Annotated in this window: 24 protein-coding genes; 17 read left to right on the forward strand and 7 right to left on the reverse strand. The window is 71.7% G+C overall.

Translation table 11 applies throughout. The features are described 5' to 3' along the window. Positions 1-10 precede the first annotated feature (10 nt). On the forward strand, positions 11-799 hold the full coding sequence (locus H291_RS0102360) for a GNAT family N-acetyltransferase (protein WP_020013373.1): 789 nt from the start codon (positions 11-13) through the stop codon (positions 797-799). On the opposite strand, the gene H291_RS28300 is transcribed toward H291_RS0102360, so the two are convergent. Both H291_RS28300 and H291_RS0102370 read right to left on the reverse strand, forming a co-directional pair. Continuing rightward, positions 781-1,323: a GNAT family N-acetyltransferase gene (locus H291_RS28300; protein WP_020013374.1), complete on the reverse strand. Its 543-nt coding sequence runs from the start codon at positions 1,321-1,323 to the stop codon at positions 781-783. The two genes, H291_RS0102360 and H291_RS28300, sit on opposite strands and share 19 nt — an antisense overlap. A gap of 9 nt (positions 1,324-1,332) precedes the next feature. Continuing rightward, positions 1,333-1,974 (reverse strand): hypothetical protein, encoded by a 642-nt coding sequence (locus H291_RS0102370; RefSeq protein ID WP_020013375.1) that lies wholly within the window; start codon positions 1,972-1,974, stop codon positions 1,333-1,335. A gap of 178 nt (positions 1,975-2,152) precedes the next feature. On the opposite strand from H291_RS0102370, the gene H291_RS0102375 reads away from it, so the two are divergent. The 5 genes from H291_RS0102375 to H291_RS28305 all read left to right on the forward strand — a co-directional run bounded on the left by H291_RS0102375 (position 2,153) and on the right by H291_RS28305 (position 9,215). Next, positions 2,153-2,608 carry a cold-shock protein gene (locus tag H291_RS0102375; RefSeq protein ID WP_020013376.1) on the forward strand — a complete coding sequence of 152 codons (456 nt, stop codon included), beginning with the start codon at positions 2,153-2,155 and terminating at the stop codon, positions 2,606-2,608. 234 nt (positions 2,609-2,842) lie between these two features. Beyond that, on the forward strand, positions 2,843-4,657 hold the full coding sequence (locus H291_RS0102380; protein ID WP_020013377.1) for an ABC transporter substrate-binding protein: 1,815 nt from the start codon (positions 2,843-2,845) through the stop codon (positions 4,655-4,657). 194 nt (positions 4,658-4,851) lie between these two features. Next, complete coding sequence (locus tag H291_RS0102385; protein WP_020013378.1) at positions 4,852-6,372, forward strand: ABC transporter permease; 1,521 nt, start codon at positions 4,852-4,854, stop codon at positions 6,370-6,372. A gap of 27 nt (positions 6,373-6,399) precedes the next feature. Continuing rightward, positions 6,400-7,398 carry an ABC transporter permease gene (locus H291_RS0102390; RefSeq protein WP_020013379.1) on the forward strand — a complete coding sequence of 333 codons (999 nt, stop codon included), beginning with the start codon at positions 6,400-6,402 and terminating at the stop codon, positions 7,396-7,398. 2 nt (positions 7,399-7,400) lie between these two features. Beyond that, positions 7,401-9,215 (forward strand): ABC transporter ATP-binding protein, encoded by a 1,815-nt coding sequence (locus tag H291_RS28305; protein ID WP_020013380.1) that lies wholly within the window; start codon positions 7,401-7,403, stop codon positions 9,213-9,215. A gap of 57 nt (positions 9,216-9,272) precedes the next feature. Here the strand turns inward: H291_RS28305 and H291_RS0102400 are convergent, their stop codons facing one another. Together H291_RS0102400 and dapD are read right to left on the reverse strand one after the other, a co-directional pair. Further along, positions 9,273-10,241, reverse strand: a complete 969-nt coding sequence (locus H291_RS0102400) for a hypothetical protein (protein WP_020013381.1) — start codon at positions 10,239-10,241, stop codon at positions 9,273-9,275. Positions 10,242-10,331: 90 nt separating this feature from the next. After that, positions 10,332-11,279: a 2,3,4,5-tetrahydropyridine-2,6-dicarboxylate N-succinyltransferase gene (dapD, locus tag H291_RS0102405; RefSeq protein WP_020013382.1), complete on the reverse strand. Its 948-nt coding sequence runs from the start codon at positions 11,277-11,279 to the stop codon at positions 10,332-10,334. Positions 11,280-11,321: 42 nt separating this feature from the next. Between dapD and dapE the strand changes: the two genes are divergently transcribed. The 4 genes from dapE to H291_RS33160 all read left to right on the forward strand — a co-directional run bounded on the left by dapE (position 11,322) and on the right by H291_RS33160 (position 14,586). Beyond that, positions 11,322-12,449, forward strand: coding sequence for a succinyl-diaminopimelate desuccinylase (gene dapE / locus H291_RS0102410; protein WP_020013383.1), 1,128 nt, complete (start codon positions 11,322-11,324; stop codon positions 12,447-12,449). A gap of 9 nt (positions 12,450-12,458) precedes the next feature. Beyond that, on the forward strand, positions 12,459-13,310 hold the full coding sequence (locus tag H291_RS0102415; protein WP_020013384.1) for a TIGR00730 family Rossman fold protein: 852 nt from the start codon (positions 12,459-12,461) through the stop codon (positions 13,308-13,310). Beyond that, entirely contained in the window at positions 13,311-14,249 is a 939-nt protein-coding gene (gene folP / locus H291_RS0102420) for a dihydropteroate synthase (protein ID WP_020013385.1), read from the forward strand. Between the two features lie 169 nt (positions 14,250-14,418). Next, complete coding sequence (locus H291_RS33160) at positions 14,419-14,586, forward strand: DUF3117 domain-containing protein (protein WP_084467633.1); 168 nt, start codon at positions 14,419-14,421, stop codon at positions 14,584-14,586. 135 nt (positions 14,587-14,721) lie between these two features. Here the strand turns inward: H291_RS33160 and H291_RS0102430 are convergent, their stop codons facing one another. Continuing rightward, on the reverse strand, positions 14,722-15,294 hold the full coding sequence (locus H291_RS0102430; RefSeq protein ID WP_020013387.1) for an O-methyltransferase: 573 nt from the start codon (positions 15,292-15,294) through the stop codon (positions 14,722-14,724). A gap of 176 nt (positions 15,295-15,470) precedes the next feature. Between H291_RS0102430 and sigE the strand changes: the two genes are divergently transcribed. From sigE to H291_RS28320, 7 genes are all read left to right on the forward strand, one after another. Then, the gene (gene sigE / locus H291_RS0102435) at positions 15,471-16,076 is read left to right on the forward strand and encodes an RNA polymerase sigma factor SigE (RefSeq protein WP_026365315.1); all 606 of its coding nucleotides are present in this window, start codon (positions 15,471-15,473) and stop codon (positions 16,074-16,076) included. Beyond that, the gene (locus H291_RS28315; protein ID WP_020013389.1) at positions 16,073-17,011 is read left to right on the forward strand and encodes a zf-HC2 domain-containing protein; all 939 of its coding nucleotides are present in this window, start codon (positions 16,073-16,075) and stop codon (positions 17,009-17,011) included. Before sigE ends, H291_RS28315 begins: the two co-directional genes overlap by 4 nt. Next, entirely contained in the window at positions 17,008-18,519 is a 1,512-nt protein-coding gene (locus tag H291_RS0102445; RefSeq protein WP_020013390.1) for a S1C family serine protease, read from the forward strand. The genes H291_RS28315 and H291_RS0102445 overlap by 4 nt, the downstream gene beginning before the upstream one ends. Positions 18,520-18,575: 56 nt before the next feature. Further along, positions 18,576-18,962, forward strand: coding sequence for a twin-arginine translocase TatA/TatE family subunit (locus H291_RS0102450; protein ID WP_020013391.1), 387 nt, complete (start codon positions 18,576-18,578; stop codon positions 18,960-18,962). A 40-nt stretch (positions 18,963-19,002) separates the two neighbouring features. Continuing rightward, the gene (gene trpS, locus H291_RS0102455; RefSeq protein WP_051109366.1) at positions 19,003-20,076 is read left to right on the forward strand and encodes a tryptophan--tRNA ligase; all 1,074 of its coding nucleotides are present in this window, start codon (positions 19,003-19,005) and stop codon (positions 20,074-20,076) included. Further along, positions 20,073-20,615, forward strand: a complete 543-nt coding sequence (locus tag H291_RS0102460; RefSeq protein ID WP_020013393.1) for a 2'-5' RNA ligase family protein — start codon at positions 20,073-20,075, stop codon at positions 20,613-20,615. Before trpS ends, H291_RS0102460 begins: the two co-directional genes overlap by 4 nt. 89 nt (positions 20,616-20,704) lie before the next feature. Further along, positions 20,705-21,625 (forward strand): YihY/virulence factor BrkB family protein, encoded by a 921-nt coding sequence (locus H291_RS28320; protein WP_020013394.1) that lies wholly within the window; start codon positions 20,705-20,707, stop codon positions 21,623-21,625. Between the two features lie 30 nt (positions 21,626-21,655). Here H291_RS28320 and H291_RS0102470 read toward each other — a convergent pair whose 3' ends face one another. Together H291_RS0102470 and sdhA are read right to left on the reverse strand one after the other, a co-directional pair. Then, complete coding sequence (locus H291_RS0102470; RefSeq protein ID WP_020013395.1) at positions 21,656-22,414, reverse strand: succinate dehydrogenase iron-sulfur subunit; 759 nt, start codon at positions 22,412-22,414, stop codon at positions 21,656-21,658. Continuing rightward, positions 22,414-24,246 carry a succinate dehydrogenase flavoprotein subunit gene (sdhA, locus tag H291_RS0102475; RefSeq protein ID WP_020013396.1) on the reverse strand — a complete coding sequence of 611 codons (1,833 nt, stop codon included), beginning with the start codon at positions 24,244-24,246 and terminating at the stop codon, positions 22,414-22,416. The genes H291_RS0102470 and sdhA overlap by 1 nt, the downstream gene beginning before the upstream one ends. Positions 24,247-24,269: the final 23 nt, after the last annotated feature.

Consider the following 24,269-nt stretch of genomic DNA (forward strand, 5'->3'; position numbering starts at 1 on the left):
CGGTGTCCCCATGACCGATCTTTCCCGCCTGCTGAAGGCGTACGACGAACAGCTCCGTACCGACGCCGAGACGCCCAGCGCCGTCTCCGTCACGCTCCTCGGGCCCCTGCGGCTCGTGACCTTCCTGGGCGGCCGGGGCTTCGTCACCTACCGCGACCTCGGCGGTGCCGACGAGGCGGGCGTGCGCGAGCTGGCCGACGGCGCGGTGGCCCACTTCCGGGCCGACGGTGGGATCACGAAGGTCGAGTGGAAGACCCGCGGCCACGACCACGCGCCGGGGCTGCACGAGGCCCTGCTGGCGCACGGGTTCGAGCCCGAGGAGCCGGAGTCGATCATGATCGGCGAGGCCCGGGCCCTCGCGGTCGACGTCCCGCTGCCCGACGGCGTCACCCTGCGCCGCGTCACCGAGGAGCCGGACGTGCGCGCCATGTGCGCCATGCAGGACGAGGTGTTCGGCGCCCCGGTCTCGGACAAGACGGCGAACGCGATCCTGCGCCGGCAGTCCATCGACCCCGAGATGGAGCTCTGGGTCGCCGAGGCCGACGGCCAGATCGTCACCGCCGGCCGGCTGGAGCCCGTTCCGGGCACCGACTTCGCGGGGATCTGGGGCGGCAGCACCCGGCCGGAGTGGCGCCGCCGGGGCATCTACCGGGCGCTGACGGCGGCCCGCGCGCGCTCGGCGCTGGCGCAGGGCAAGACGCTGATCAACAGCGACTCCACCGAGTACTCGCGTCCCATCCTGGAGCGTTACGGCTTCGCCAAGGTGTCCACCACGACGCCCTACGTCTGGGAGCGCTGAGCCCGCCGCCGGCCCATGATGTTGGCCGGCTCGCTGACGCCGGCGTACCGGAAGCCGGGCACCAGGTCCACGAACCCGAGGCGCCGGTAGAGCACCTTGGCCCGGTCGGCCGGGTCGGCGGTGGTGGACAGCAGGGTGTGGCGGTGCGGGGTCCGGTCGAGCAGCGTGCGCAGCAGCGCGGTCCCGAGGCCTCGCCCCTGGTAGCCGGGCAGGATCTCCAGCTCGTTGAGCTCGAACGTGTCCACCGTCCACTCGCCGTGCCCGGCCCGGTCGAGCGCGGGACCCACCTGCTGCGGCCACCAGTGGCCGGGCTGGTAGTCGAACCCGTACACGAAGCCCACCAGCGCGTCGTCCTCGAACGCGCCGAAGGTCAGCGCGCCGTCGTAGAGGGGCAGGTAGGCGAGCCGGGTGTCGCGGAAGTGGTCGCGGCGCTCGTCCGAGTAGCCGAAGGCGCGCTGGAAGATGCGGGCGATCTCGTCCGCGCGCCGCAGCACCTCGGAGGTCTCCAGCGCCCGGATCGTCATGTCGGCACGCTAGCGCCGTCCGCCGGGCTCGGCGCGAGGGACGACGGCGGCCAGATAGGTCGCGACCTCGGCGTCCGTCCAGCCGTGCGCCTCGCGCAGGCCCGCCGAGATCATCGCCAGGTACGCCGCGGACGGCGCCGCGTGGGGCCGGCCCGCGTGCCCGTGCGGCGCGGTGAAGGTGAGCATCGGCAGCCCGTCCAGCCGCCCGACGGCGACGAGCGTCTCGTACCGGCCCGGTCCCGCGGTGTGGCGAGCGGTGTGGCCCGCGACGCCCGAGCGCAGCCAGGCCTCCATCGGGTCGGCCACGGGGTAGCGGTGCATCTCCTGGGCGGCGATGTCGGCGAGCTGGGCGGCCGTGATCCGGTACGCGCGGGCCGGTGTCGGGCCCTCGGCGTCGTGGTCGTAGAAGGCGGTGCCGCCGCCCCACACGGCGGACTCGCCGGCGAACCAGAGCCGCCCGGGCAGGTGGACCGCCCGGTCCTCGCGGGGCGGGGTGCGGTCCCGGGCGCCGGGGTAGCGCCGCCGCGCGCCGGGCGGCCGCCCGCCCTGGAGGTAGCAGGCCAGCCGGGCCCGGGCCATGTTCGACCCGTAGCTCGCGTACCAGACCTCGGCGCTCAGCGGGCTCGCCTCGGACTGCTCGGTGGCAGGCACATGGCCGCCACGCTACGTGGTATGCCACCGCCGGGGAACCGTGGTGGTCGTGAACCCGCCATGACCCGGACCTGGCCCGGACGGAACGCAGGACCCCTCGCGCGCGTTGCCCAGGCGGAGTTGGACAAGCGTCCTAGACTCGATCACGCAGGGATTCTTACGAGGCGGAGTGTGTGTCGTGGTTCAAGGCAAGGTCATCAGGTTCGACGAGGTTCGCGGCTACGGGTTCGTTGCACCGGACACCGGTGGGGACGACGTGTTCATCCACGTCAACGACCTCGAGTTCGACAAGCGCAACCTCGCCGTGGGCGCGGTCGTGGACTTCGCGGTGGAGGACGGCGACCGGGGCCTGAAGGCCTCCACGGTCACCCTGGTGGCACCGGCCCCCGCCCTGGCCCCGTCGATGACGGCGGCCGCGGTCGGCGCGGGTGCGGCCACGGCGCCGGTCCCCACCTTCCTCCCGCCCCTGCCCGACGCCGGTTCGCGGCCCGAGGGCGACGGCCCGTCCGAGCGCGAGCTCGCCGTCGAGGTGACCGAGGTGCTGCTCGCCGGCGTGCCCACCCTCACCGCCGAGCAGGTGCTCGCGACCCGGGGTGCCTTCGTCGCGGTGGCGCGTTCCCACGGATGGGTGTGAAATTTCACCCGAGGTGTTACCACTCTGTTTCCGTTCTTGATGCGCGGCGACGGCGCCGCTACGGAGCGATATCAGGTCGGTAACGATCAGATCCGCCAAACGGCGAACTAGGGCAAACCCTCCCATCGCGTGAGTAGCGTGAGCGGAAACCATGACGGTGACGGACATCTCACCCCCGTGCGCTGCGGCGTAGCGGGGGTGACCACGGCGCCGGCATTCCCCTGAGGAGGAACATTGAAGATCAGGCGACTGAGCGCCGCCGTCGCGGTGGCCGCCAGTGGCGCGCTGCTGTTCTCGGCGTGCACCAGCCCGGCGGGCAACGACGACCCGGCTGAGGGTGAGTCCACGGCGACGTCGGCCGCGGCCGACGGTCCGTGCAAGGCTGACCTCGGGGACGTCACCACCGCCGACGGTGAGATCAAGGTGTCGGTCGAGGACGAGTTCCTCGGCTACAACACGAACACCCCGGAGACCTACTCCACGTACAACAGCGCGGTCACCGAGCGTCTGTTCGGCGGCTTCTGGTACTTCGGCAACGACGGCTCCATCTGCACCGACGACGAGTACGGCACCTACGAGGCGACGTCCGAGGACCCGCTGCAGGTCGAGTACACCCTCAACGACGAGGCTGCCTGGTCCGACGGCACCCCGATCACCTACGCCGACTACCTGCTCGACTGGGCGGCCCAGGCCATCACCGAGGACGGCAAGGTCACCGACGACGGCTCCGAGACGCCGCTGTTCAACCACATCTCCGGCCTGACGCTGGGCGACTACGTGCCCGAGGGTCCGCAGGCGGACTCCCCGGACGCCAAGTCGTTCACCTACGACTACGAGCGCGTCTACGCCGACTGGAAGATCCAGATCGGCTCGCCGTTCCCGGCCCACGTGGTCGCCGAGCAGGCGGGCGTCTCCACGGAGGAGCTCGTCACCGCGATCCAGGACCTCGACCTCGACGTCCTGAAGAAGGCCGCCAAGTTCTGGAACGAGGGCTGGCTGTCGCAGCCGGGCGAGGTCCCGGACCCGGCGATCGCCCCCGTGAGCGGCCCGTACGACTTCAAGGCCGACGGCTGGGAGGCCGGTCAGTACATCACCCTCGAGGCGAACGACAAGTACTGGGGCACGCCCGCCGCGACCAAGGAGCTGACCTTCCGCTTCGTGGCCGCCGACGCGCAGATCCAGGCGCTCGCCAACGGTGACCTCGACGTCATCCAGCCGAACGGCCCGACCGTCGACACGGTGACGCAGCTCGAGCAGCTCGGTGACGCCGTCACGGTGGACACCAACCAGAACCTGACCTGGGAGCACCTCGACTTCAACTTCAACTCGGGCATCTTCTCCGACTCGCTGGAGGCCCGTGAGGCGTTCGCGCTCTGCGTGCCGCGCCAGAAGATCGTGGACGACCTGATCAAGCCGATCGCCCCCGAGGCCGTCGTCATGGACGCCCGCGAGGTCTTCCCGTTCCAGGACAACTACGAGGCCACGGTCTCCGAGTCCTACGACGGCCGGTACGACGAGGTCGACCTCGAGGCCGCCAAGGAGAAGTTCGCTGCCGCGGGCCTCAAGGAGGGCGAGAAGGTTCGCATCGGCTACGCCGCGCCGAACCCGCGTCGTGCCGCCGAGGTCGAGGCCATCAAGTCCTCGTGCGACCAGGTCGGCTTCGAGATCGTCGACTCCGCCGCGCCGGACTTCTTCGACAAGGACCTGCCGAATGGTGACTACGAGGTCGCGCTGTTCGCCTGGGCCGGCTCGGGTCAGATCGCCTCGGGCGAGAACATCTACTCGACCACCGGTCAGCAGAACTACGGTGGCTACTCCGACAAGACCGTGGACGAGGCCTGGAAGACCCTGGCCGGCACCACGGACGAGGCGGTGCACGCCGAGCAGACCGTGATCATCGAGAAGCAGCTGTGGGACACCCTGTTCGGTATCCCGCTGTTCGCCCACCCGGGCGTCATCGCCAGCAGCTCGAGCCTGGAGAACGTGCGGAACACCGCCGCTCAGAGCGGTGTGCTGTGGAACTCCGAGCAGTGGGCCCGCGCCTCCTGACGCGAGCCTGACGCAAGACCTGCGGGGAAGGGCGCCTCTGGTCCCTTCCCCGCAGGGCTGTTCGCTTCCGGTCAGGATTATTTCCAGTCCTGACCAGGGCGAATGGCAGCAATTTTCATCCTGTGTCCTATAGTGACACGCTGATCGCATTCCCCAGCAGACGCCGTGCTGCGTCCGCCTCGAAGGGCCACCCCGTGCTCAAGTTCATCCTCCGGCGCATCGGCGCCTCGGCGCTCGTCCTGCTGGGCGCCTCACTGCTCGTGTATGTCCTGACCATCAACTCGGGCGACCCGCTCAAGGACCTGCGCGAGTCCAACTCCCAGAACAAGCAGCAGCTCATCGACCAGCGGATCGCGCTGATGCGGCTCGACGATCCCTGGTACGAGCGCTACTGGGACTGGCTCAGAGGCGTGGGAGGCTGCTTCACCGGGAACTGCGACCTCGGCGTCACCGTGAACGGCGTCGACGTGCTCGGCCTGACGCAGCAGGCGGCCAGCTCCACGCTGCGCCTGGTGACCGTGGCCACGCTGCTCGCCATCGTCGTCGGCATCGCGCTCGGCATCCTGACCGCGATCCGGCAGTACTCGGGCTTCGACTACTCGATCACGTTCAGCGCGTTCCTCTTCTTCTCGCTGCCCGTGTTCTGGGCCGCCACGCTGCTCAAGGAGTTCGCGGCCATCCAGTACAACAACTGGATCGCGGACGGCCACTACGCGCCGTTGACCATCGTGATAGTCGCGGTGGTGGCGGCCTTCCTGCTCCAGGCCGTGCTCGGCGGCACGAGGAAGCGCCGGCTGCTGACGGCGGCGGTCGTGTTCGCGTTCGTCACCGTCGTCCTCTTCGTCTTCAACGCCCTCGACTGGTGGCGCAACCCGATGTTCGGCGTCGGTGGCGTGCTCGTGACGTCGCTCGCCGCGGGCGTGCTCGTCACGTCGCTCGTCGCCGGCATCCGGAACAGGCGGGCGCTCTACGCGGCGCTCACCACCGCCGTCGTCGGCACGCTCTCCTACCTCGTGTTCGCGCAGCCCCTGTTCAACAGCCCGAGCTGGCTGCTGCTCGCCGGGCTGTTCGTGCTCGCGGTGCTCGTCTCGGTGGGCATCGGTGCCGCCTGGGGCGGCTACGCCCGCAAGCAGGCCATGCTCATCACCGGCATCACGGGTGTCATCACCAGCCTCGTGGTCGTCGTCGACATCCTGATCGTGCACTGGTCCGGCTTCCTGGGCATCAAGTCGCGCCCGATCTCGACGATCGGCTCGCAGACGCCGAACTTCACCGGCGACTTCTGGGAGCAGGTGCTCGACAAGGGCACGCAGATCCTGCTGCCGACCATCCTGCTCACGCTGGTCTCCGTGGCGAGCTACTCGCGGTACACGCGGTCCTCGATGCTCGAGACGCTGAACCAGGACTACGTGCGCACCGGCCGGTCCAAGGGCCTGTCCGAGCGTGAGGTCATCGTCAAGCACGCGTTCCGCAACGCGCTGATCCCGATCACCACGATCATCGCGTTCGACTTCGCGGGCATCATCGGCGGCGCGATCATCACGGAGCAGGTGTTCGGCTGGAAGGGCATGGGTGCCCTGTTCCAGGACGGCCTGAACGCCGTCGACCCGGCGCCCGTGATGGCGTTCTTCCTCGTCACGGGTATTGCGGCCGTGCTGATGAACCTGCTGGCAGACATCGCGTACGCGGCCCTCGACCCCCGGATCCGGCGCTGAGCGCGGGCCACGGCAGGAGACACAGACATGAGTGACATCAGGAACAGCAACCCCGGTGGCGAGGACTACGAGCCGCAGGTGACCGCCTCGGGCGTCGACGCGGTCGGCCTCGCGGCCGGCGGCTCGGCCGACCCGCTGCCCGGCGAGGACAAGTCCTACAGCCAGGGCCAGCTCGTCGCGCGGCGCTTCTTCCGGCACCGCGCCGCCCTCACCTCGATGATCGTGCTGGGCATCATCATCGTGGTGGCCTTCACCTCCATCGGCGTCGGCGACATCCCCGGCTGGTGGCCCAAGGACTACCGGCTCCAGTACGACAAGATCGGCGACGGCGCGCCCACCTGGGAGTATCCGTTCGGTCAGGACACCGGCGGCAAGGACTACTTCGCGCTGGTCATGCGCGGCACGCAGTTCTCGCTGATCATCGCGTTCGCCGTCGGCATCATCTCCACGATCGTGGGCACGCTCATCGGTGCGCTGGCGGGGTTCTACCGCGGGTGGCTGGAGTCGATCCTCATGCGGGTCACCGACGTCTTCATCGTCATCCCGCTGCTGGTGATCGCGGCCGTGCTCGGCAAGACGGCCTCGAGCTGGGGCATCCTCGGCCTGGCCCTCGTGCTCGGCCTCGTCACCTGGACGAGCCTGGCCCGGCTGGTGCGCGGTGAGGTGCTCTCGCTGCGCGAGCGCGACTTCGTGCTCGCCGCCCAGGCGGTCGGCACCGGCCCCTGGCGCATCATCACGCGGCACGTGCTGCCCAACGCCGTCGGCGTCATCATCGTGTCCGCGACGCTCTCGATCTCGGCGGCGATCCTGCTCGAGACGTCGCTGAGCTTCCTCGGGTTCGGCGTCCAGGCGCCCGACACCTCGCTGGGTACCCTCATCTCCGACTACCAGGCCGCCTTCGCGACGCGGCCGTGGCTGTTCTGGTGGCCGGGCCTGATGATCCTGACCATCGCCCTGTGCGTGAACTTCATCGGCGACGGCCTGCGCGACGCGTTCGACCCCCGCCAGAACCGGACCAAGGACTGAGAATGACGACTCTCGACATCAGCGCCTCCGGCCCTGCCACGGCGACCGGCGACGCCGTCCTCGCCTTCGAGGACCTCACCGTCACGTTCAAGACCGAGTTCGGCGACGTGCACGCCGTCAAGGGCATCGACCTGGAGGTCCGGCCCGGCGAGGTCGTCGCGCTCGTGGGCGAGTCCGGCTCGGGCAAGTCCGTCACGTCGATGACGGCGCTCGGCCTGCTGCCCCGCAACGCCCGCGTCGGCGGCACCATCCGCGTGGGCGACAAGGAGGTGGGCGCCCTCGACGGCCGGGGCCTGCGCAACATGCGCGGCAACGACGTGGCCATGGTCTTCCAGGAGCCCATGACCGCGCTCAACCCGGTGCTCACCATCGGCGACCAGCTCACCGAGGGCCTGCAGCTGCACGGCATCGCCTACGGCAAGCAGGCGACGGCGCGGGCCGCCGAGCTGCTCGCCATGGTCGGCATCCCCGAGCCGGAGCGCCGCCTCAAGCAGTACCCGCACGAGCTGTCCGGCGGCCAGCGGCAGCGCGTCGTCATCGCCATGGCGATCGCGTGCGACCCCAAGGTGATCATCGCCGACGAGCCCACCACGGCCCTCGACGTGACCGTGCAGGCCGACATCCTCGACCTGCTGCGCTCGCTCAAGGACAAGCTGAACACCGGCATCCTGCTGATCACCCACAACATGGGTGTCGTGGCCGACATGGCCGACCGCGTCGCCGTCATGCTCAAGGGCGACCTCGTGGAGACGGGCACCGCCGACCAGGTGCTCAACCACCCGCGGCACGACTACACCAAGCGCCTGCTGGCCGCCGTGCCCCACCTGGGGTCCGGGCCGGGGCAGTTCGGCGACGTCGCGCCCGTGGAGGCGGCCGCCGAGGACCTGCCCGCGCTCGACCTGAACAACCTCGTCATCGAGTACCACCGCCTGGGCAAGCCCACCTTCCGGGCCGTCGACGACGTGTCGCTCTCGGTGGCGCAGGGCGAGATCGTGGGCCTCGTGGGCGAGTCGGGCTCCGGCAAGTCCACGATCGCCAAGTGCGCGCTGGGGCTCATCCCCGCGGCCTCCGGCTCGGTGTCGATCCTCGGCACGGGCTTCGGCAAGCTGCGCGGCAAGGAGCTCAAGGCCCTGCGCAAGCGCATCGGCGTCGTGTTCCAGGACCCGGCGTCGTCGCTCAACCCGCGCCTGCCGATCGGTGACGTGATCGCCGAGCCGCTGGTGGTGCACAAGGAGGGCGACGAGCGGTCGCGCCGCCGCCGCGTGCTGGAGCTGCTCGACGCCGTCGAGCTGCCCCGCAGCGTCTACAACCGCTACCCGCACGAGCTCTCCGGCGGCCAGCGCCAGCGCGTGAGCATCGCCCGCGCGCTCACGCTCGACCCCGAGCTGCTGGTCGCGGACGAGCCGACGTCGGCCCTGGACGTGTCCGTGCAGGCCAACGTGCTCAAGATGTTCACGTCGCTGCAGGAGCGGTACAAGTTCGCGTGCCTCTTCGTGAGCCACGACCTCGCGGTGATCGACCTGCTGGCCCACCGCGTGGTGGTGCTGCAGAACGGCCGCATCGTGGAGCAGGGCCCCCGCGAGGAGGTGCTGCACCACCCCCGCGAGGAGTACACGCAGCGGCTCATCGCGGCCGCCCCGGTGCCGGAGCCGCTGGAGCAGCGGCGCCGGCGCGAGGCGCGGCACGCGCTGCTGAACAAGCTCGGCGAGGACATCGCGGAACTGCACGTCGACGACGACTACGAGCGCCCCACGCCGCGCCAGGACGAGGGCGGCAACTCGTCCGGCCTCGGCGGCCTCCTGGGCGGCGGCAGCTGAGGTAGGTCTCGACAGGCTCGACCACCGGCACCGCTGGTCGAGCCTGTCGAGACCCCGTTACTCGGTGGCGTCCACCGTGATGCTGACCTCGCCCGGGGGCAGCCGCGTCTCGGCGTCGACCCACGCGGCCTCGTCGCGCAGCCACACGCGGTTGTCCACGTGCACCGCGACGGCCTGCGTGGACTGGGCCGTCGCGACGGCCCACTGGCCGGTCGCCCAGCCGCCGCGCTGGGGGTCGTCCGGCGTCAGGGGCGTGGCGTCGACCGTCACGGTGACCGACGCCGGGTCCTGCCGGTTCGGGTCCGCCGCGCCGGTCGCGGGCGCGAGCCCGAGGTCCCGGCCCAGCCGGCCCGCCACCGCATCCCGGGCGGCGTCGGGGGCGACCTGGTCCGCGTCGGCCACCGGTGCGAGCTCGCACGACAGGGCCGCGGGGGAGTTGCCGGTCAGGGCGGAGGCCCAGGCGCGCGACCGCGTCTCGTGCTGCGCGTAGGCGTCGGGGTAGGCGGAGCGCTGCACGGTCTGCGCGGCGTCCGTCACCTCCATGTCCTCGTACCCCTCGACCTCGACCAGCACGTCGTAGAAGGCGTTGGTCGAGTACACCGGGTCCAGGATCTGCTGGGGGTCGCCCCAGCCCTGGGACGGCCGCTGCTGGAACAGCCCCACCGAGTCACGGTCGCCGTAGTCGATGTTGATGAGCTTGGACTCCTGCAGCGCCGTCGCCAGGCCGATCGTGGCCGCCCGGGCCGGCAGGCCGCGGGCGACCGCGGTGCCGGCCACGAGCGCCGCGTTGTCCGCCTGGTCGGGCGAGAGGTACCAGTTCGAGCCCTCGAGCACGGCGGTGCAGCGCTCGGTGACGGGCCCGGACCCCGTCAGCCGGTTCAGCCCGACGACGACGCCCACCGTGGCGACCGCGCACACGGCGCAGACCGTCACGATGTACTTCAGGGCGCGCCCCAGCTGCCGTCGCGGCGGGGGGCCGTCGACGGGTGGCGGGACCGGCGGGCCGGTCTCGGCCAGGATGGCCATACGTGCTCCCTGTCGTCCGGGGCGGTACCAGAAGGGCCACGAATTGTAATCCGCCTGGTCAGGGATGGTGCAAAACGGGTACGGGGCGCCTCAGTTGGCGTGCAGCACCTCGTTGAGCTCGATGCCGACGCCGGTCCGGTCGAGCACCTCGACGGCGCCCGTGGTGGAGTTCCGGCGGAAGAGCAGGTTGCTGCGGCCCGCGAGGTCGCGCGCCTTGACGGGCGCGGTGCCGTCGCCGTACGGGTCGGCGGCCGCGCCGAGCACCGTCACCTTGGTGCCGGCGGTCAGGTACAGGCCGGCCTCGACCACGCAGTCGTCGCCGAGGGGGATACCGAGGCCGGCGTTGGCGCCCAGCAGGCAGCGCTCGCCGAGCGACACGACCTGCTTGCCGCCGCCGGACAGGGTGCCCATGATCGAGGCGCCACCGCCGACGTCGGACCCGTCGCCCACGGTGACCCCGGCCGAGATGCGGCCCTCGACCATGGACACGCCGAGCGTGCCGGCGTTGAAGTTCACGAAGCCCTCGTGCATCACCGTGGTGCCGGGGGCGAGGTACGCGCCCAGGCGCACCCGGTCGGCGTCGGCGATCCGGACGCCCGACGGGACGAGGTAGTCGACCATGCGGGGGAACTTGTCGACGCCGAACACCGTGACGTGGCCGCGGGCGCGCAGGCGCAGGCGGGTCTCCTCGAAGCCCTCGACGGCGCACGGGCCGGCGCTGGTCCAGACCACGTTCGTCAGCGCGCCGAAGATGCCGTCCATGTTGAGGCCGTGCGGCTTGACCAGGCGGGCCGAGAGCAGGTGCAGGCGCAGGTAGGCGTCCGAGACGCCCTTCGGGGGGTCGGCGAGGTCGATCTGCGTGGTCACGACCTCCAGCCGGACGCCGCGGACGGCGTCCGCGCCCGCGGCCGCCGCGAGAGCCTCGGGCGGGGTGGCGCCGTCGGGCGCGTCGCCGAGGGCGGGCTCCGGGTACCAGGTGTCGAGGGTGGTGCCGTCGTCGGCGATCGTGGCAAGGCCGAAGCCCCATGCGGTCGTCATGCGTCCAGCCTAACGGCCACGACGAGCGCCTAGGCTTGCCCTGTGGACAACGCGATCGACCCTGCCCTGCTCGACCCGTCCGGCGAGGGGGCCGACCTCGTCGCCCTCACCCGGATCCTGTGCGACATCCCGTCCGTCAGCGGCGACGAGAGGGCCCTCGCCGACACGATCGAGGCGGTCCTGCGGGCCTGCCCGCACCTGGACGTGCTGCGCGACGGCGACGCCCTGGTGGCCCGGACGCACCTCGGCCGGGACCGGCGCGTGGTGGTGGCCGGCCACATCGACACCGTGCCGATCGCGGACAACCTGCCGACCCGCCTCGTCGAGCAGGACGGCACCACCGAGCTCTGGGGCCGCGGCACCGTGGACATGCTCGGCGGGGTCGCCGTCGCGCTCGCCCTGGCGGTCGAGCTCGGCGCGCCCGGCACGGCGCCCGCGCACGACCTGACGTGGATCTTCTACGACCACGAGGAGGTCGACTCCGCGCTGAACGGCCTGGGCCGCCTGGCCCGCAACCACCCGGAGCTGCTGCGGGGCGACTTCGCGATCCTGGGCGAGCCGTCCAACGCCGGCATCGAGGGCGGCTGCAACGGCACGATGCGGGTCGAGGTGCGCACCCACGGCGTCGCCGCGCACTCGGCGCGCGCGTGGACGGGCGAGAACGCGATCCACGCGGTCGCGCCCGTGCTGACCCGGCTCGCGGCCTACGCGCCGCGCGAGGTCGAGGTGGACGGCCTGGTCTACCGCGAGGGCCTCAACGCCGTGCGGATCGACGGCGGCATCGCGGGCAACGTCATCCCCGACGCCTGCACGGTGGAGGTGAACTATCGTTTCGCCCCCTCGCGCTCCGTGGCCGGGGCGGAGGCCCACCTGCGGGAGGTCTTCGAGGGCTTCGAGGTCCTCGTGACGGACGCCGCGGGCGGCGCCCGCCCCGGCCTCGACGACCCGTTGGCGGCCCAGTTCGTGCAGTCGGTGCTGGCCACGACGGGTGGCGCGCCCGCCCCCAAGTACGGGTGGACCGACGTGGCCCGGTTCGCCGAGCTGGGAGTGCCCGCGGTCAACTTCGGCCCGGGTGACCCGCTGCTCGCGCACAAGGACGACGAGCACCTCCCCGTCGCGCAGCTCGCGCAGTGCCGCGACGCGCTGCGAGCGTGGCTGCTCGACGACTAGTTTGGTCGCATGAGCGACGACGGCATCCCACAGTCCGGCCGCGGCTATCGCCGTGGTCCGGTGCTCCTGCGCGGGAACCAGATCCCCCGCACCACGACGGACCAGCGCCTCCTGGCACCCGACCAGGACACCGACTGGCTGCACTCGGACCCCTGGCGGGTGCTGCGCATCCAGAGCGAGTTCGTGGAGGGCTTCGGCGCGCTTGCCGAGCTGGGCGAGGCGGTCTCGGTGTTCGGCTCCGCACGCACCAAGCCCGGTCACCCGGACTACGACGCGGGCGAGACCGTGGGCCGGCTGCTGGTCGAGGCGGGCTACGCCGTCATCACGGGCGGCGGGCCCGGAATCATGGAGGCCGCGAACAAGGGTGCGGCGGAGGCCGGCGGCACGTCGGTCGGCCTCGGTATCGAGCTGCCCTTCGAACAGGGCGTCAACGAGTACGTCAATCTGGGTATCAACTTCCGCTACTTCTTCGCGCGAAAGACGATGTTCCTGAAGTACGCGCAGGGATTCATCGTGATGCCCGGAGGATTCGGCACCTTCGACGAGCTCTTCGAAGCGGTCACCCTGGTGCAGACCCACAAGGTGACCCAGTTCCCGATCGTCCTGGTGGGAAAGAAGTACTGGGGCGGGCTCCTGGAGTGGGTCCGGACCACCGCGCTGGAGCACGGTGTCATCAGCGAGGCGGATCTCGACATCATCCACCTGACCGACGACCCGGCCGACGCGGTGCGGCACGTCGTCGACCGGGCCCACCAGATCGCGGCCGAGCAGGCGGCGCTGCAGGCCGCGGTGGCGGCGGAGCGCGCCACCGAGCAGGCGTCGGCCGCGGCCCGGCACGACGCCGTCGTGGGCAACTCCTAGGTGGACCGTCCGGAGGAGCCCGCGGGCGCCGTCCCGCCGCCGTCCGCCCCGCTGGTGCTGCGCGGGCGTGAGGTCGGACGGGACGGGCGCGCGGTGCGGCCGGTGGTGATGGCGGTGCTGAACCGCACCACCGACTCGTTCTACGCGCCCGCCCGCGTGCCCGACGACGCCGCGGCGCTGGCCGCCGCGGAGCGTGCGTACGCCGACGGCGCCGAGATCCTCGACGTCGGCGGCGTGCGGGCCGGCAACGGCACACCGGTCGACGAGGCAGAGGAGATCCGCCGCGTCGTGCCGTTCGTGGCCGCGGTGCGCCGCGCCGTGCCCGACCTGCTCGTCTCGGTCGACACCTGGCGCGCCGGGGTCGCCCGCGCGGCGATCGACGCCGGGGCGGACCTGATCAACGACACCTGGGCAGGACACGACCCGGGCCTGGTGGAGGTGGCGGGCGCGGCCGGTGTCGGCGTCGTCTGCTCGCACACCGGCGGGGCCGTGCCCCGCACGGACCCGTACCGCGTGGAGTACCCCTCGACCGACGACCAGGACGCCCTGCTGGGCGACGTCGTGGCCACCCTGCGGGCCGCCGCCGAGCGGGCCGTGGCGTGCGGCGTGCCGCGCGCGTCCGTGCTCGTGGACCCCACGCACGACTTCGGCAAGAACACGTGGCACTCGCTGCGTCTGCTGCGCCGTACCGGCGCCCTGTCGGGGCTCGGCTTCCCGCTGCTGATGGCGCTGTCCCGCAAGGACTTCGTGGGGGAGACGCTCGACCTGCCGCCCGAGGAGCGCCTGGAGGGCACGCTCGCCGCGACGGCGGTCGCCGCGTGGCTCGGCGCGCGGGTCTTCCGGGCGCACGACGTGACCGCGACCCGCCGGGTGCTCGACCTCGTCGCCGCGGTGCGCGACGAGGCGCCGCCCGCCGCCGCGCTGAGGGGTCTCGCCTGAGCCCACGCACGATTCGACCGGCTTCCCGGCACCCGATCCGGTGAAGCGCCACGAATGGGCGAGTGGAAAGTAAGGGGCGCCATTTGAACTAGAATGGGTCTGTGCCCTCGGCGTTCGCCGGACACATGAATGCTGCTACACACCGGACAACGGAATGGGAGAGCCACACATGGCTGCGATGAAGCCGCGAACGGGTGACGGACCGCTCGAGGTCACCAAGGAGGGGCGCGGCATTGTCATGCGTGTGCCGCTCGAGGGCGGCGGTCGGCTCGTCGTCGAGCTCAACGCGACCGAGGCGAGCGAGCTCGGGGACGCACTCCAGACCGTCGTCGGCTGAGCCGGAGGTGTAGCGCAGGGTGCGGGCCGAGGTACGAGGCACGCGCCTGTAGCGGAACCGCAGGCTCTGCCGACGTCTGACAGAGCCTGAGCTCGTTCGACGGTCGTCCGCCGCGGGGACCAGCCTCTTCGAGGGTCAGCGGCGGACGGCCAGCAGCAGGCCGTCCCCGCTCGGCAGCATGGCGGGGAGCACCCGCTCGTCGTTGCGCAGCGTCCGGCCCACCTCGCGGACCACGGTGGTGAGCTCGTCGCGGCGAGCGGGGTCCGCCACCCGGTCGCGCAGCAGCGCGCCGTCGACGGCGAGCACACCGCCCGGGCGCAGCAGGCGCAGGGCCTCGTCGACGTACTCGGGGTAGGCCAGCGGGTCGCTGGCCACCAGCACCAGGTCGTAGGCGCCGTCGGCCAGCCGGGGCAGCACGTCCGCGGGCCGGCCGGGAATGATCCGGGTGCGCTGCGGGGCCACGCCGTCCTCGGCGAACGCCGTCCGCGCGGCCCGCTGGTGCTCGACCTCGCGGTCGATCGTGGTGAGCTGGCCGTCGGCCGGCATGCCCCGCAGCAGCCACAGCGCGGCCACGCCGGCGCCGGTGCCCACCTCGACCACGGCGTGCGCGTTCGAGGCGGCGGCGAGCACCCGCAGCACCGCGCCCACCCCCGGCAGGACGGCCGGGCAGCCCAGCTCCGAGGCGCGTTCGCGGGCGCGCAGCAGCACCTCGTCCTCGGGGACGAAGGCCTCGCTGTAGACCCAGGCCGCGACCTTCCCGTGGCCTGACGGCTCCGCTGTGCTGATGGCTTTCCTCCGCTGAACCAGGCAGTTGTGTACATCACGTGCGGCGTCAGGGTACAGCCCGTGGGAACGCCTGGGCTTTGACGTACGTTGAGAGGACGATGACTTCCGTGAGCACTCGACCAGCAGCAGACGCATCCGCGTCGGTACCCTCCGGGGCCGGCGCCGCCGACCTGCCCTGGCAGCCGCCGACCTGGGAAGAGATCGTGCGGGAGCACTCCGCACGCGTCTACCGGCTCGCCTACCGGCTGACCGGTAACAAGCAGGACGCCGAGGACCTGACCCAGGAGACGTTCATCCGGGTGTTCCGCTCGCTGTCGAGCTACACCCCGGGCACGTTCGAGGGCTGGCTCCACCGCATCACGACCAACCTGTTCCTGGACCAGGCGCGCCGCAAGAAGCGCATCCGCATGGAGGCGATGGGTGACGACGACGGCCACGTCGCCGACACCGGTGACTTCGGCCGCCCGGAGCGTGGCTACGAGCACGCCAACCTGGACCAGGACGTGCAGAAGGCGCTCGACGCCTTGCGCCCCGAGTACCGCGCCGCGGTGGTGCTCTGCGACATCGAGGGCCTGAGCTACGAGGAGATCGCCGTGACCCTGGGCGTCAAGCTCGGTACCGTCCGCTCCCGCATCCACCGCGCCCGCGCCCAGCTCCGCGACGCGCTGGAGCACCTGGCCCCGACGCGCGGCGGCGCACGATGAGCCACCTGGGCGACCTCGTCAGCGCGCTGGCTGACGGGCAGCTCTCGCCCGCCGAGACGGAGCGCGCCCTGGCCCACGTGACGATGTGCCGGCTGTGCGCCCGCGAGCTCGACACCGCCCGCGCGGCCCGCCGCGCGCTCTCGTCCGCCGCCGACGTCATGCCCGACCCGGCCCTGACGGCCCGGCTGATGGCGCTCCAGGCGAGCATCCCGCCCACCGACGAGGACCCGCTGCGCCGCCCGTTCCTGGGCCCGGACCCGCTGGCCGCCCCGGTGTGGTCGGCCTCGGCGTTCGACGGCTTCGACGGCCGGATCGACCGTCCGGCGCGCCGCCGCCGGGCCGCCCGGATCACGGCCCTCGGCGTGGGCGGAGCCGGCGTGCTGGGCCTGGCCCTGTTCACGCTCGGCGACGTGCCCGTGGTGTCCCCGCAGCTCTCGGCGCAGACCAGCATGACGATGCTCGGCCGCACCGGGCCCGACGCCGCGGCGGCCGGCCAGGACGTGCTGGCCGGCCTCGACGTCGACGCCGACCAGGTGACGCCCGCCGCGCTCGACTGGGTCGCGGACAACGGCTGGGTGGCGCCCGCCGACCTGCCCGACGGCTACTCGGTCTCGGCCATGCGGCTGGTGGGCGACGAGGGCCAGACCCTGGAGATCGACCTGACCGGTCCCTCCGGGCACGCGGTGGTCCGCGAGCGGGCCGGCCAGCTGGCCCGGAGCGGCACCACGGTGGGCGGCGTGCAGGTGCTCGCCACGGAGCCCGCCCACGTGGCGTGGCAGTCCGACGACATGGTGGTCGACGTGGTCGCCGACGCGCCCGAGGAGGTACTCACCGAGCTCGTGGCGTCCTTCGGTGAGCATGGCTACGATGCCGGGGTCCTGCCCCGCATCGCCCGCGGGTGGCACACCGTGACAGGAGCCATCGAAAGCCCATGACCGACGAGAACCCGTTCGCGCCCCCCACACCGCGCGCAGCAGTGCCCCCCGCGAACGAGCCGGCGGTCCCGGCCCCGGGGAGCACGCCCGAACCCGCGCCCGGGGGAGCGCCGGCCGAGCGGCCGGCGGAGACGTCGTCGGCGCAGCAGCAGTCGACCCAGCAGCTTCCGGCGCAGCCCGCCGACCGGCCCACCGCGCAGCTCCCGACGGCGGGCTACCTGACCACGCTGCCGGCGCCGTCGGCCGCCGGGGCCCACGAGCCCGGGTCACACGGGTCCGGCTCCCACGGGTCCGGGTCGCACGAGTCCGGCTCGCACGCCCCTGCGCACGACCCCTCGGCCGGGCACGCGGGCACGGCGCACGCCACCGGGCCCTACGGCACCGCCCAGCCGCCCCGGTCGCGCCGCGGCCGGCTCGGCGCGGGCACCGTGTCCGCCGTCGTGCTGCTCGGCCTGCTCGCCGGCGCGGCCGGCGGGGTGGGCGCCTACGCGCTGCTGGACTCGCGCACCGCGGCGCGCCCGGCGGATGCCGCGCTGCCGCAGCACGCCGCGGGGACCACCCAGGTGGAGCGCCCCGAGGGCTCGGTCGCCGCGATCGCCGCCGCCGCGCTGCCGAGCGTGGTCTCGATCGAGGTGCGCGCCCCGCAGGGCGTGGCCACCGGGTCGGGCATGATCCTCAAGTCCGAGGGCTACATCCTCACGAACAACCACGTGGTCGCCGAGGCGGCCTCCGGGGCCGACGTGACCGTGACGTTCTCCGACGGGCACGAGCAGCCCGCCGAGCTCGTGGGCGCCACCCCGGACTACGACCTGGCCGTCATCAAGGTGGACGAGACCGGCCTGGAGCCGCTCGTGCTGGGCGACTCCGACGACGTCGTCGTGGGCGACGCCGTGCTCGCCGTCGGCTCCCCGCTCGGCCTGGAGGCCACGGTCACCACGGGCATCGTCAGCGCGCTGCACCGCCCCGTGAAGGCGGGCGAGTCCGCGGAGGCGGCGTTCATCGACGCCATCCAGACGGACGCCGCGATCAACCCCGGCAACTCCGGCGGCCCGCTCGTGAACTCGGCGGGCGAGGTCATCGGCATCAACTCGGCCATCGCGCAGGGGCCCGGCACCACCACGGCCACCGGCAACATCGGCCTCGGCTTCGCCATCCCGTCCAACCAGGCCCGGCACACGGCCGAGCAGCTCATCGAGACGGGCTCGGCGACGTTCCCGATCATCGGCGTCCTGCTCGACCCGGCCTACCAGGGCGAGGGCGTGCAGGTGTCCCAGGAGGCGCAGCAGGGCACGCCCGCCGTGACGCCGAACGGCCCCGCCGACCAGGCCGGCATCAAGCCGGGCGACGTGATCCTCTCCGTGGACGGCCGGCCCGTGTCGGTCGCCGACGAGCTGATCGTCGCGATCCGCGCCAAGGCGCCGGGCGACCCGGTGACGCTCCAGGTGCGGTCCGGCAAGAACGAGCGCGAGGTCCGCGTGGTGCTCGAAGAGCGGTCGAGCGGCCAGTGAACGGGGTTCATCCGGCGTTCTCCGGGCTGTCCCGCGACGCGAGTAGGCTCTGACCCGTGTTCGGTATCAACGGCTGGGAGTTCGTGATCATCATCGTGATCGCGATGCTCGTCATCGGCCCTGAGCGGCTGCCCACCTATGCGGAACAGCTCGGCGCGATGGTGCGCCGGGGCCGCGACCTGCTCCAGAACGCGAAGGCGCGGGTCGACGACGAGCTCGGGCCGGAGTTCAGCGACGTGGACTGGTCCAAGCTCGACCCGCGCCAGTACGACCCGCGCAAGATCGTGCGGGACGCACTGATGGACGACAGCCCGTCGGAGTACACACGGTCCGCCGCCGCGCAGGCCGCGGACGGCGTGGCGGCACGGAACGGCATGTCAGCGACGTCGGCCGGCCCGGCCGCGGAACCCGGGAAGGCACCGTACGACGACGAAGCGACCTGAGGATTCGGTGAGCGCGGACGGACCTGCCAGAATGTGGGCCATGTCGTCCTTCACCTCGACCGCGCCGGAACCAGCTGCTGTGGCCGACGTCCCCACCCGGAAGCGCATCTTCTCCGGGATGCAGCCCACCGACGGTTCCCTCCACCTGGGCAACTACATCGGTGCGTTGTCCCAGTGGATCGCGCTGCAGGACTCCTACGACGCGCTCTACTGCGTCGTGGACCTGCACGCGCTGACGGTCAACCCGGACCCGGCGCTGCTGCGCGAGCGCACCCGGCGCACGGCCGCGCAGTACCTGGCGGGCGGCATCGACCCCGAGCGGTCCATCCTCTTCGTGCAGTCGCACGTGGCGGCGCACGCCGAGCTGGCGTGGCTGCTCAGCTGCCAGACCGGCTTCGGCGAGGCCGGCCGGATGACGCAGTTCAAGGACAAGTCCGCCAAGCAGGGCAGCGAGGGCACCACGGTCGGGCTCTTCACCTACCCCGTGCTCATGGCGGCCGACATCCTGCTGTACGACGCCGGCCTGGTCCCCGTCGGCGAGGACCAGCGTCAGCACCTGGAGCTCACGCGTGACCTCGCGGCGCGGCTGAACACCCGCTTCGGCGAGGGCACCGCCGTGGTGCCGGACGCGCACATCGTCAAGGCCGTGGCCAAGATCCAGGACCTGCAGGACCCGAGCGCCAAGATGAGCAAGTCCAGCACGGGCGGCAAGGGCGTCGTCTGGCTGCTGGAGGACCCCAAGAAGGCGGTCAAGGCCATCAAGTCGGCCGTCACCGACGCCGACGAGTCCTACGGCGTGCGCTTCGACCCGGCCGAGAAGCCGGGCATCTCGAACCTGCTGACGATCTTCTCGGCCGTGACCGGCCGCGACATCGACGAGATCGCCAAGGAGTACGACGGCCGCGGCTACGGCTACCTCAAGGTGGACCTGGCCGACGCCGTCGTCGCCTTCCTCGAGCCGTTCCAGGCCCGCGCGAACACCTACCTGGCCGACCCGGCCGAGCTCGACCGCGTGCTGGCCGACGGCGCCGACCGGGCCCGCGCCATCGCCCGACCCGTCCTGGACCGGCTGTACGAACGGTTCGGGCTGCTCCCCGTCCGAGGCACCCGGTGAACCTGCCCGAGCGCGGACCCGGCCAGGTCCGCATCGGGATCGCGATCGAGATCCCGGAGCCCTACGCCGCGCAGCTCAGCGCGGCGCGGGTGGCTGCCGACGACCCGCTCGCGAACTTCATCCCCCCGCACATCACGCTGCTGGGGCCCACGCTGATCGACCTCGGCCAGCTCGCCGAGGCACGCGAGCACCTGGCGACCGTGGCCGCCGCCGCGTCGCCCTTCACGGTGCGGCTGCGGGGCACGGCCACGTTCCGGCCGGTGTCGCCCGTGGTGTTCGTGGCCCTGGCGCAGGGCATCGCGGAGTGCGAGCAGCTCGAGGCGAGCGTGCGCTCCGGGATCCTGGACGGGGACCTGCGGTTCAACTACCACCCGCACGTGACCATCGCGCACGAGGTGGCGGACGCCGACCTCGACAAGGCCTTCGAGGCCATGACGGACTACTCCGCCGAGTTCGACGTCGACCGGTTCTACCAGTACGAGCACGGCGACGACGGGATCTGGCGGCCCCAGGCGGCCTTCCAGCTCGGCCGGGTCTGACCCGGGCGCGAGCCCGCGCCCGGCGTCCCCCACGACACACCCACGGCCGTGACAGGACCCGCCTGCCCGTCGCCGTCTACTCTTCGCGAGTGAAGCGGTTGATCGAGCGGGGACAGGCGCTCTGGGCGCGCTGGGAGGCGACCCGGCCCGGCCGGGCGATCTCCCGGTTCAACACGGCGAACGGCGCCGTGCTCAGCGGTGGCATGGCCTATGCCGCGCTGTTCTCGTTGTTCGCGGCCCTCGCGATCGGCTACACCGTGTTCGTGCGGGTGCTCGGCGGCGACGCCGACCTGCGCGACGCGGTGCTGGACCAGATCGACACCTGGGTGCCGGGGCTCGTCGACACCGGCCACGGCGGCGTGCTGTCGCCGAACGACCTCGTGATCTCCACCGGCCTGAGCTGGACCTCGGCCGTGGCGGCGCTGGTGCTGCTGTGGTCCGCCACGAACTTCATGGGCGCCCTGCGCACGTCGGTGCGGGCCATGTTCGGCGAGACGAACGGCCACGGCAACCCCGTCACCGACCGCCTGCGGCAGCTCCTGGGCTTCGTCCTGCTCGGCGCCGGCGTGCTGGTCACCGCGGCCGCCAGCGTGGCGGTCTCGGCGGCCGTGCCCTGGACCCTGGAGAGCCTCGGGCTGGACGGCGGCGCGGTGTCCTTCGCGGTGCGCGCCGGCGGCGCCCTGGTGACCCTGGCGCTGGACGCGGTCGTCGTGGCCGCCGTCGTGCGGTACGTGGGCGGCGTGCGGACCGACTGGCGGGAGCTGATGTACGGCTCGCTCGCGGTGGGCGTCGTCGCCGGCGGGCTGCGCTACCTCGGTACCGAGGTGATCTCGAACGCCGCCGCCCGCAACGCCCTGCTGGCGTCGTTCGCGGTGGTGGTGACCATCCTGGTGCTGGTCAACCTGCTGGCCCGGGTGCTGCTCATGGCCTGCGCCTGGGTGGCCGACCCGCCGGCCGCGCAGGCCGAGCAGGACCCCGAGAACGAGGACGGGGCGACACAGGACCCGTAGGTCCCATGCCGCCCCGTCGTCTCGGGAGGATCAGAACGCGCGGGTGATCATCGCGCGCTTGACCTCCTGGATCGCCTTCGTGACCTCGATGCCGCGGGGGCAGGCCTCGGTGCAGTTGAAGGTCGTGCGGCAGCGCCACACGCCCTCCTTGTCGTTGAGGATCTCGAGGCGCTGCGAGCCACCCTCGTCACGGCTGTCGAAGATGAAGCGGTGCGCGTTCACGATCGCGGCCGGGCCGAAGTACTGGCCGTCCGTCCAGAACACCGGGCAGGACGACGTGCACGCGGCGCACAGGATGCACTTGGTGGTGTCGTCGAACTTCGCGCGGTCCTCGGGGGACTGGTAGCGCTCCTTGGAGGGCTCGTTCCCGGAGGTGATGAGGAACGGCATGATCTCGCGGTAGGAGGCGAAGAACGGCTCCATGTCGACCACGAGGTCCTTCACGACGGGCAGGCCCTTGATGGGCTCGACCGTGATCGGCTTGTCGGGGTTGACGTCCTTCAGGAGCGTCTTGCAGGCCAGGCGGTTGCGGCCGTTGATCCGCATCGCGTCCGAGCCGCACACGCCGTGCGCGCAGGACCGGCGGAACGTGAGGCTACCGTCCTCGTCCCACTTGATCTTGTGCAGGGCGTCGAGGATGCGGTCGGTGCCGTGCGCCTCGACGGTGAAGTCCTCCCAGGTGGCCTCCTCGGACACCTCGGGGTTGAACCGCCGGATCCGCAGCGTGACCGTGAACGACGGGATCTCGCCCGCGGGGGACGGTGCGGCGGCTTCGAGTGTGGCAGTCATCAGTACTTACGCTCCATCGGCTCGTACCGGGTCTGGACAACGGGCTTGGAGCCCAGGACGACCTTGTAGCCGTCGAACTCCTCGACGTGGTCGAAGTAGCCCTCCACGTGACCCTCGGCCTGGTCGGACGCCGCGGTGGGGCGCCGGTAGGCCATGGTGTGCAGCATGTAGTTGGCGTCGTCGCGGTTGGGGAAGTCCTCGCGGTAGTGACCACCGCGCGACTCCTTGCGGTTGATCGCGGCGACCACGGTGACCTCGGCGATGTCGAGCAGGAAGCCCAGCTCGATGGCCTCCAGGAGGTCCGTGTTGAAGAGCTTGCCCTTGTCCTGGACGGACGCGTTGCGGTAGCGCTTCTGCAGCTCGCGGATGTCGGCCAGGGCCGCGTTCAGCGAGTCGCCCGTGCGGAACACCTGGGCGTTCAGGTCCATGGTGTCCTGCAGCGCCTTGCGGATGTCCGCGATGCGCTCACCGTCGGGGCGGTTGCGCATCTCGTCGAGCTGCTCCACCACCCGGACGGTCGGGTCCTCGGGCAGCTCGTGGAACGACGCCGTCTTGGCGTACTCCGCGGCGGCGCGGCCGGACCGCTTGCCGAACACGTTGATGTCCAGCAGCGAGTTGGTGCCGAGGCGGTTGGAGCCGTGCACCGACACGCAGGCGACCTCACCGGCGGCGTAGAGGCCCTTGACGACGTTCACGCCGTCGCGGAGCACCTCGCCCTTGATGTTGGTCGGCACGCCGCCCATGGCGTAGTGCGCCGTGGGGTACACGGGGACCGGCTCGGTGTACGGCTCGATGCCGAGGTAGGTGCGCGCGAACTCGGTGATGTCCGGGAGCTTGGCGTCGATGTGCGCCGGCTCCAGGTGCGTCAGGTCGAGCAGGACGTAGTCCTTGTTCGGTCCCGCGCCGCGGCCCTCGCGGACCTCGTTCGCCATCGACCGGGCCACGATGTCACGCGGCGCGAGGTCCTTGATGGTGGGGGCGTAGCGCTCCATGAAGCGCTCGCCCTCGGAGTTGCGCAGGATGCCGCCCTCGCCGCGGGCCGCCTCCGACAGGAGGATGCCCAGGCCGGCCAGGCCTGTCGGGTGGAACTGGAAGAACTCCATGTCCTCGAGCGGCAGGCCGCGGCGGTAGGCCAGCGCCATGCCGTCACCCGTGAGGGTGTGGGCGTTCGAGGTGGTCTTGAAGATCTTCCCCGCGCCGCCGGTGGCGAAGATGATCGCCTTGGCCTGGAACACGTGGATCTCGCCGGTGGCCAGGTCGTAGGCGACGACGCCGGTGGCGTTGACCTCCTCGCCGTCCGCGATCTCCTCGGTGGTGAGGTCGTGGTCGGTGATGAGGTCCAGCACGTAGAACTCGTTGAAGAACTCGACGTCCTGCTTCACGCAGTTCTGGTAGAGCGTCTGGAGGATCATGTGACCGGTGCGGTCGGCGGCGTAGCACGCGCGGCGCACGGCGGACTGGCCGTGGTCCCGGGTGTGCCCGCCGAACCGGCGCTGGTCGATCTTGCCCTCGGGGGTGCGGTTGAACGGGAGGCCCATCCGCTCCAGGTCGAGGACGGACTCGATGGCTTCCTTCGCGAGGATCTCGGCCGCGTCCTGGTCGACGAGGTAGTCGCCGCCCTTGACGGTGTCGAAGGTGTGCCATTCCCAGTTGTCGTCCTCGACGTTGGCGAGGGCCGCGGCCATGCCGCCCTGGGCGGCACCGGTGTGGGAGCGGGTGGGGTACAGCTTGGAGATCACCGCGGTGCGGGCCTCCTTCGACGACTCGAGGGCGGCTCGCATACCTGCGCCGCCGGCGCCGACGATCACGACGTCGTACTGATGGGTCTGCATCGGGCTCGATGCCTCCTGCTATG

Source organism: Promicromonospora sukumoe 327MFSha3.1, assembly GCF_000385135.1.
GTDB classification, from domain to species: domain Bacteria; phylum Actinomycetota; class Actinomycetes; order Actinomycetales; family Cellulomonadaceae; genus Promicromonospora; species Promicromonospora sukumoe_B.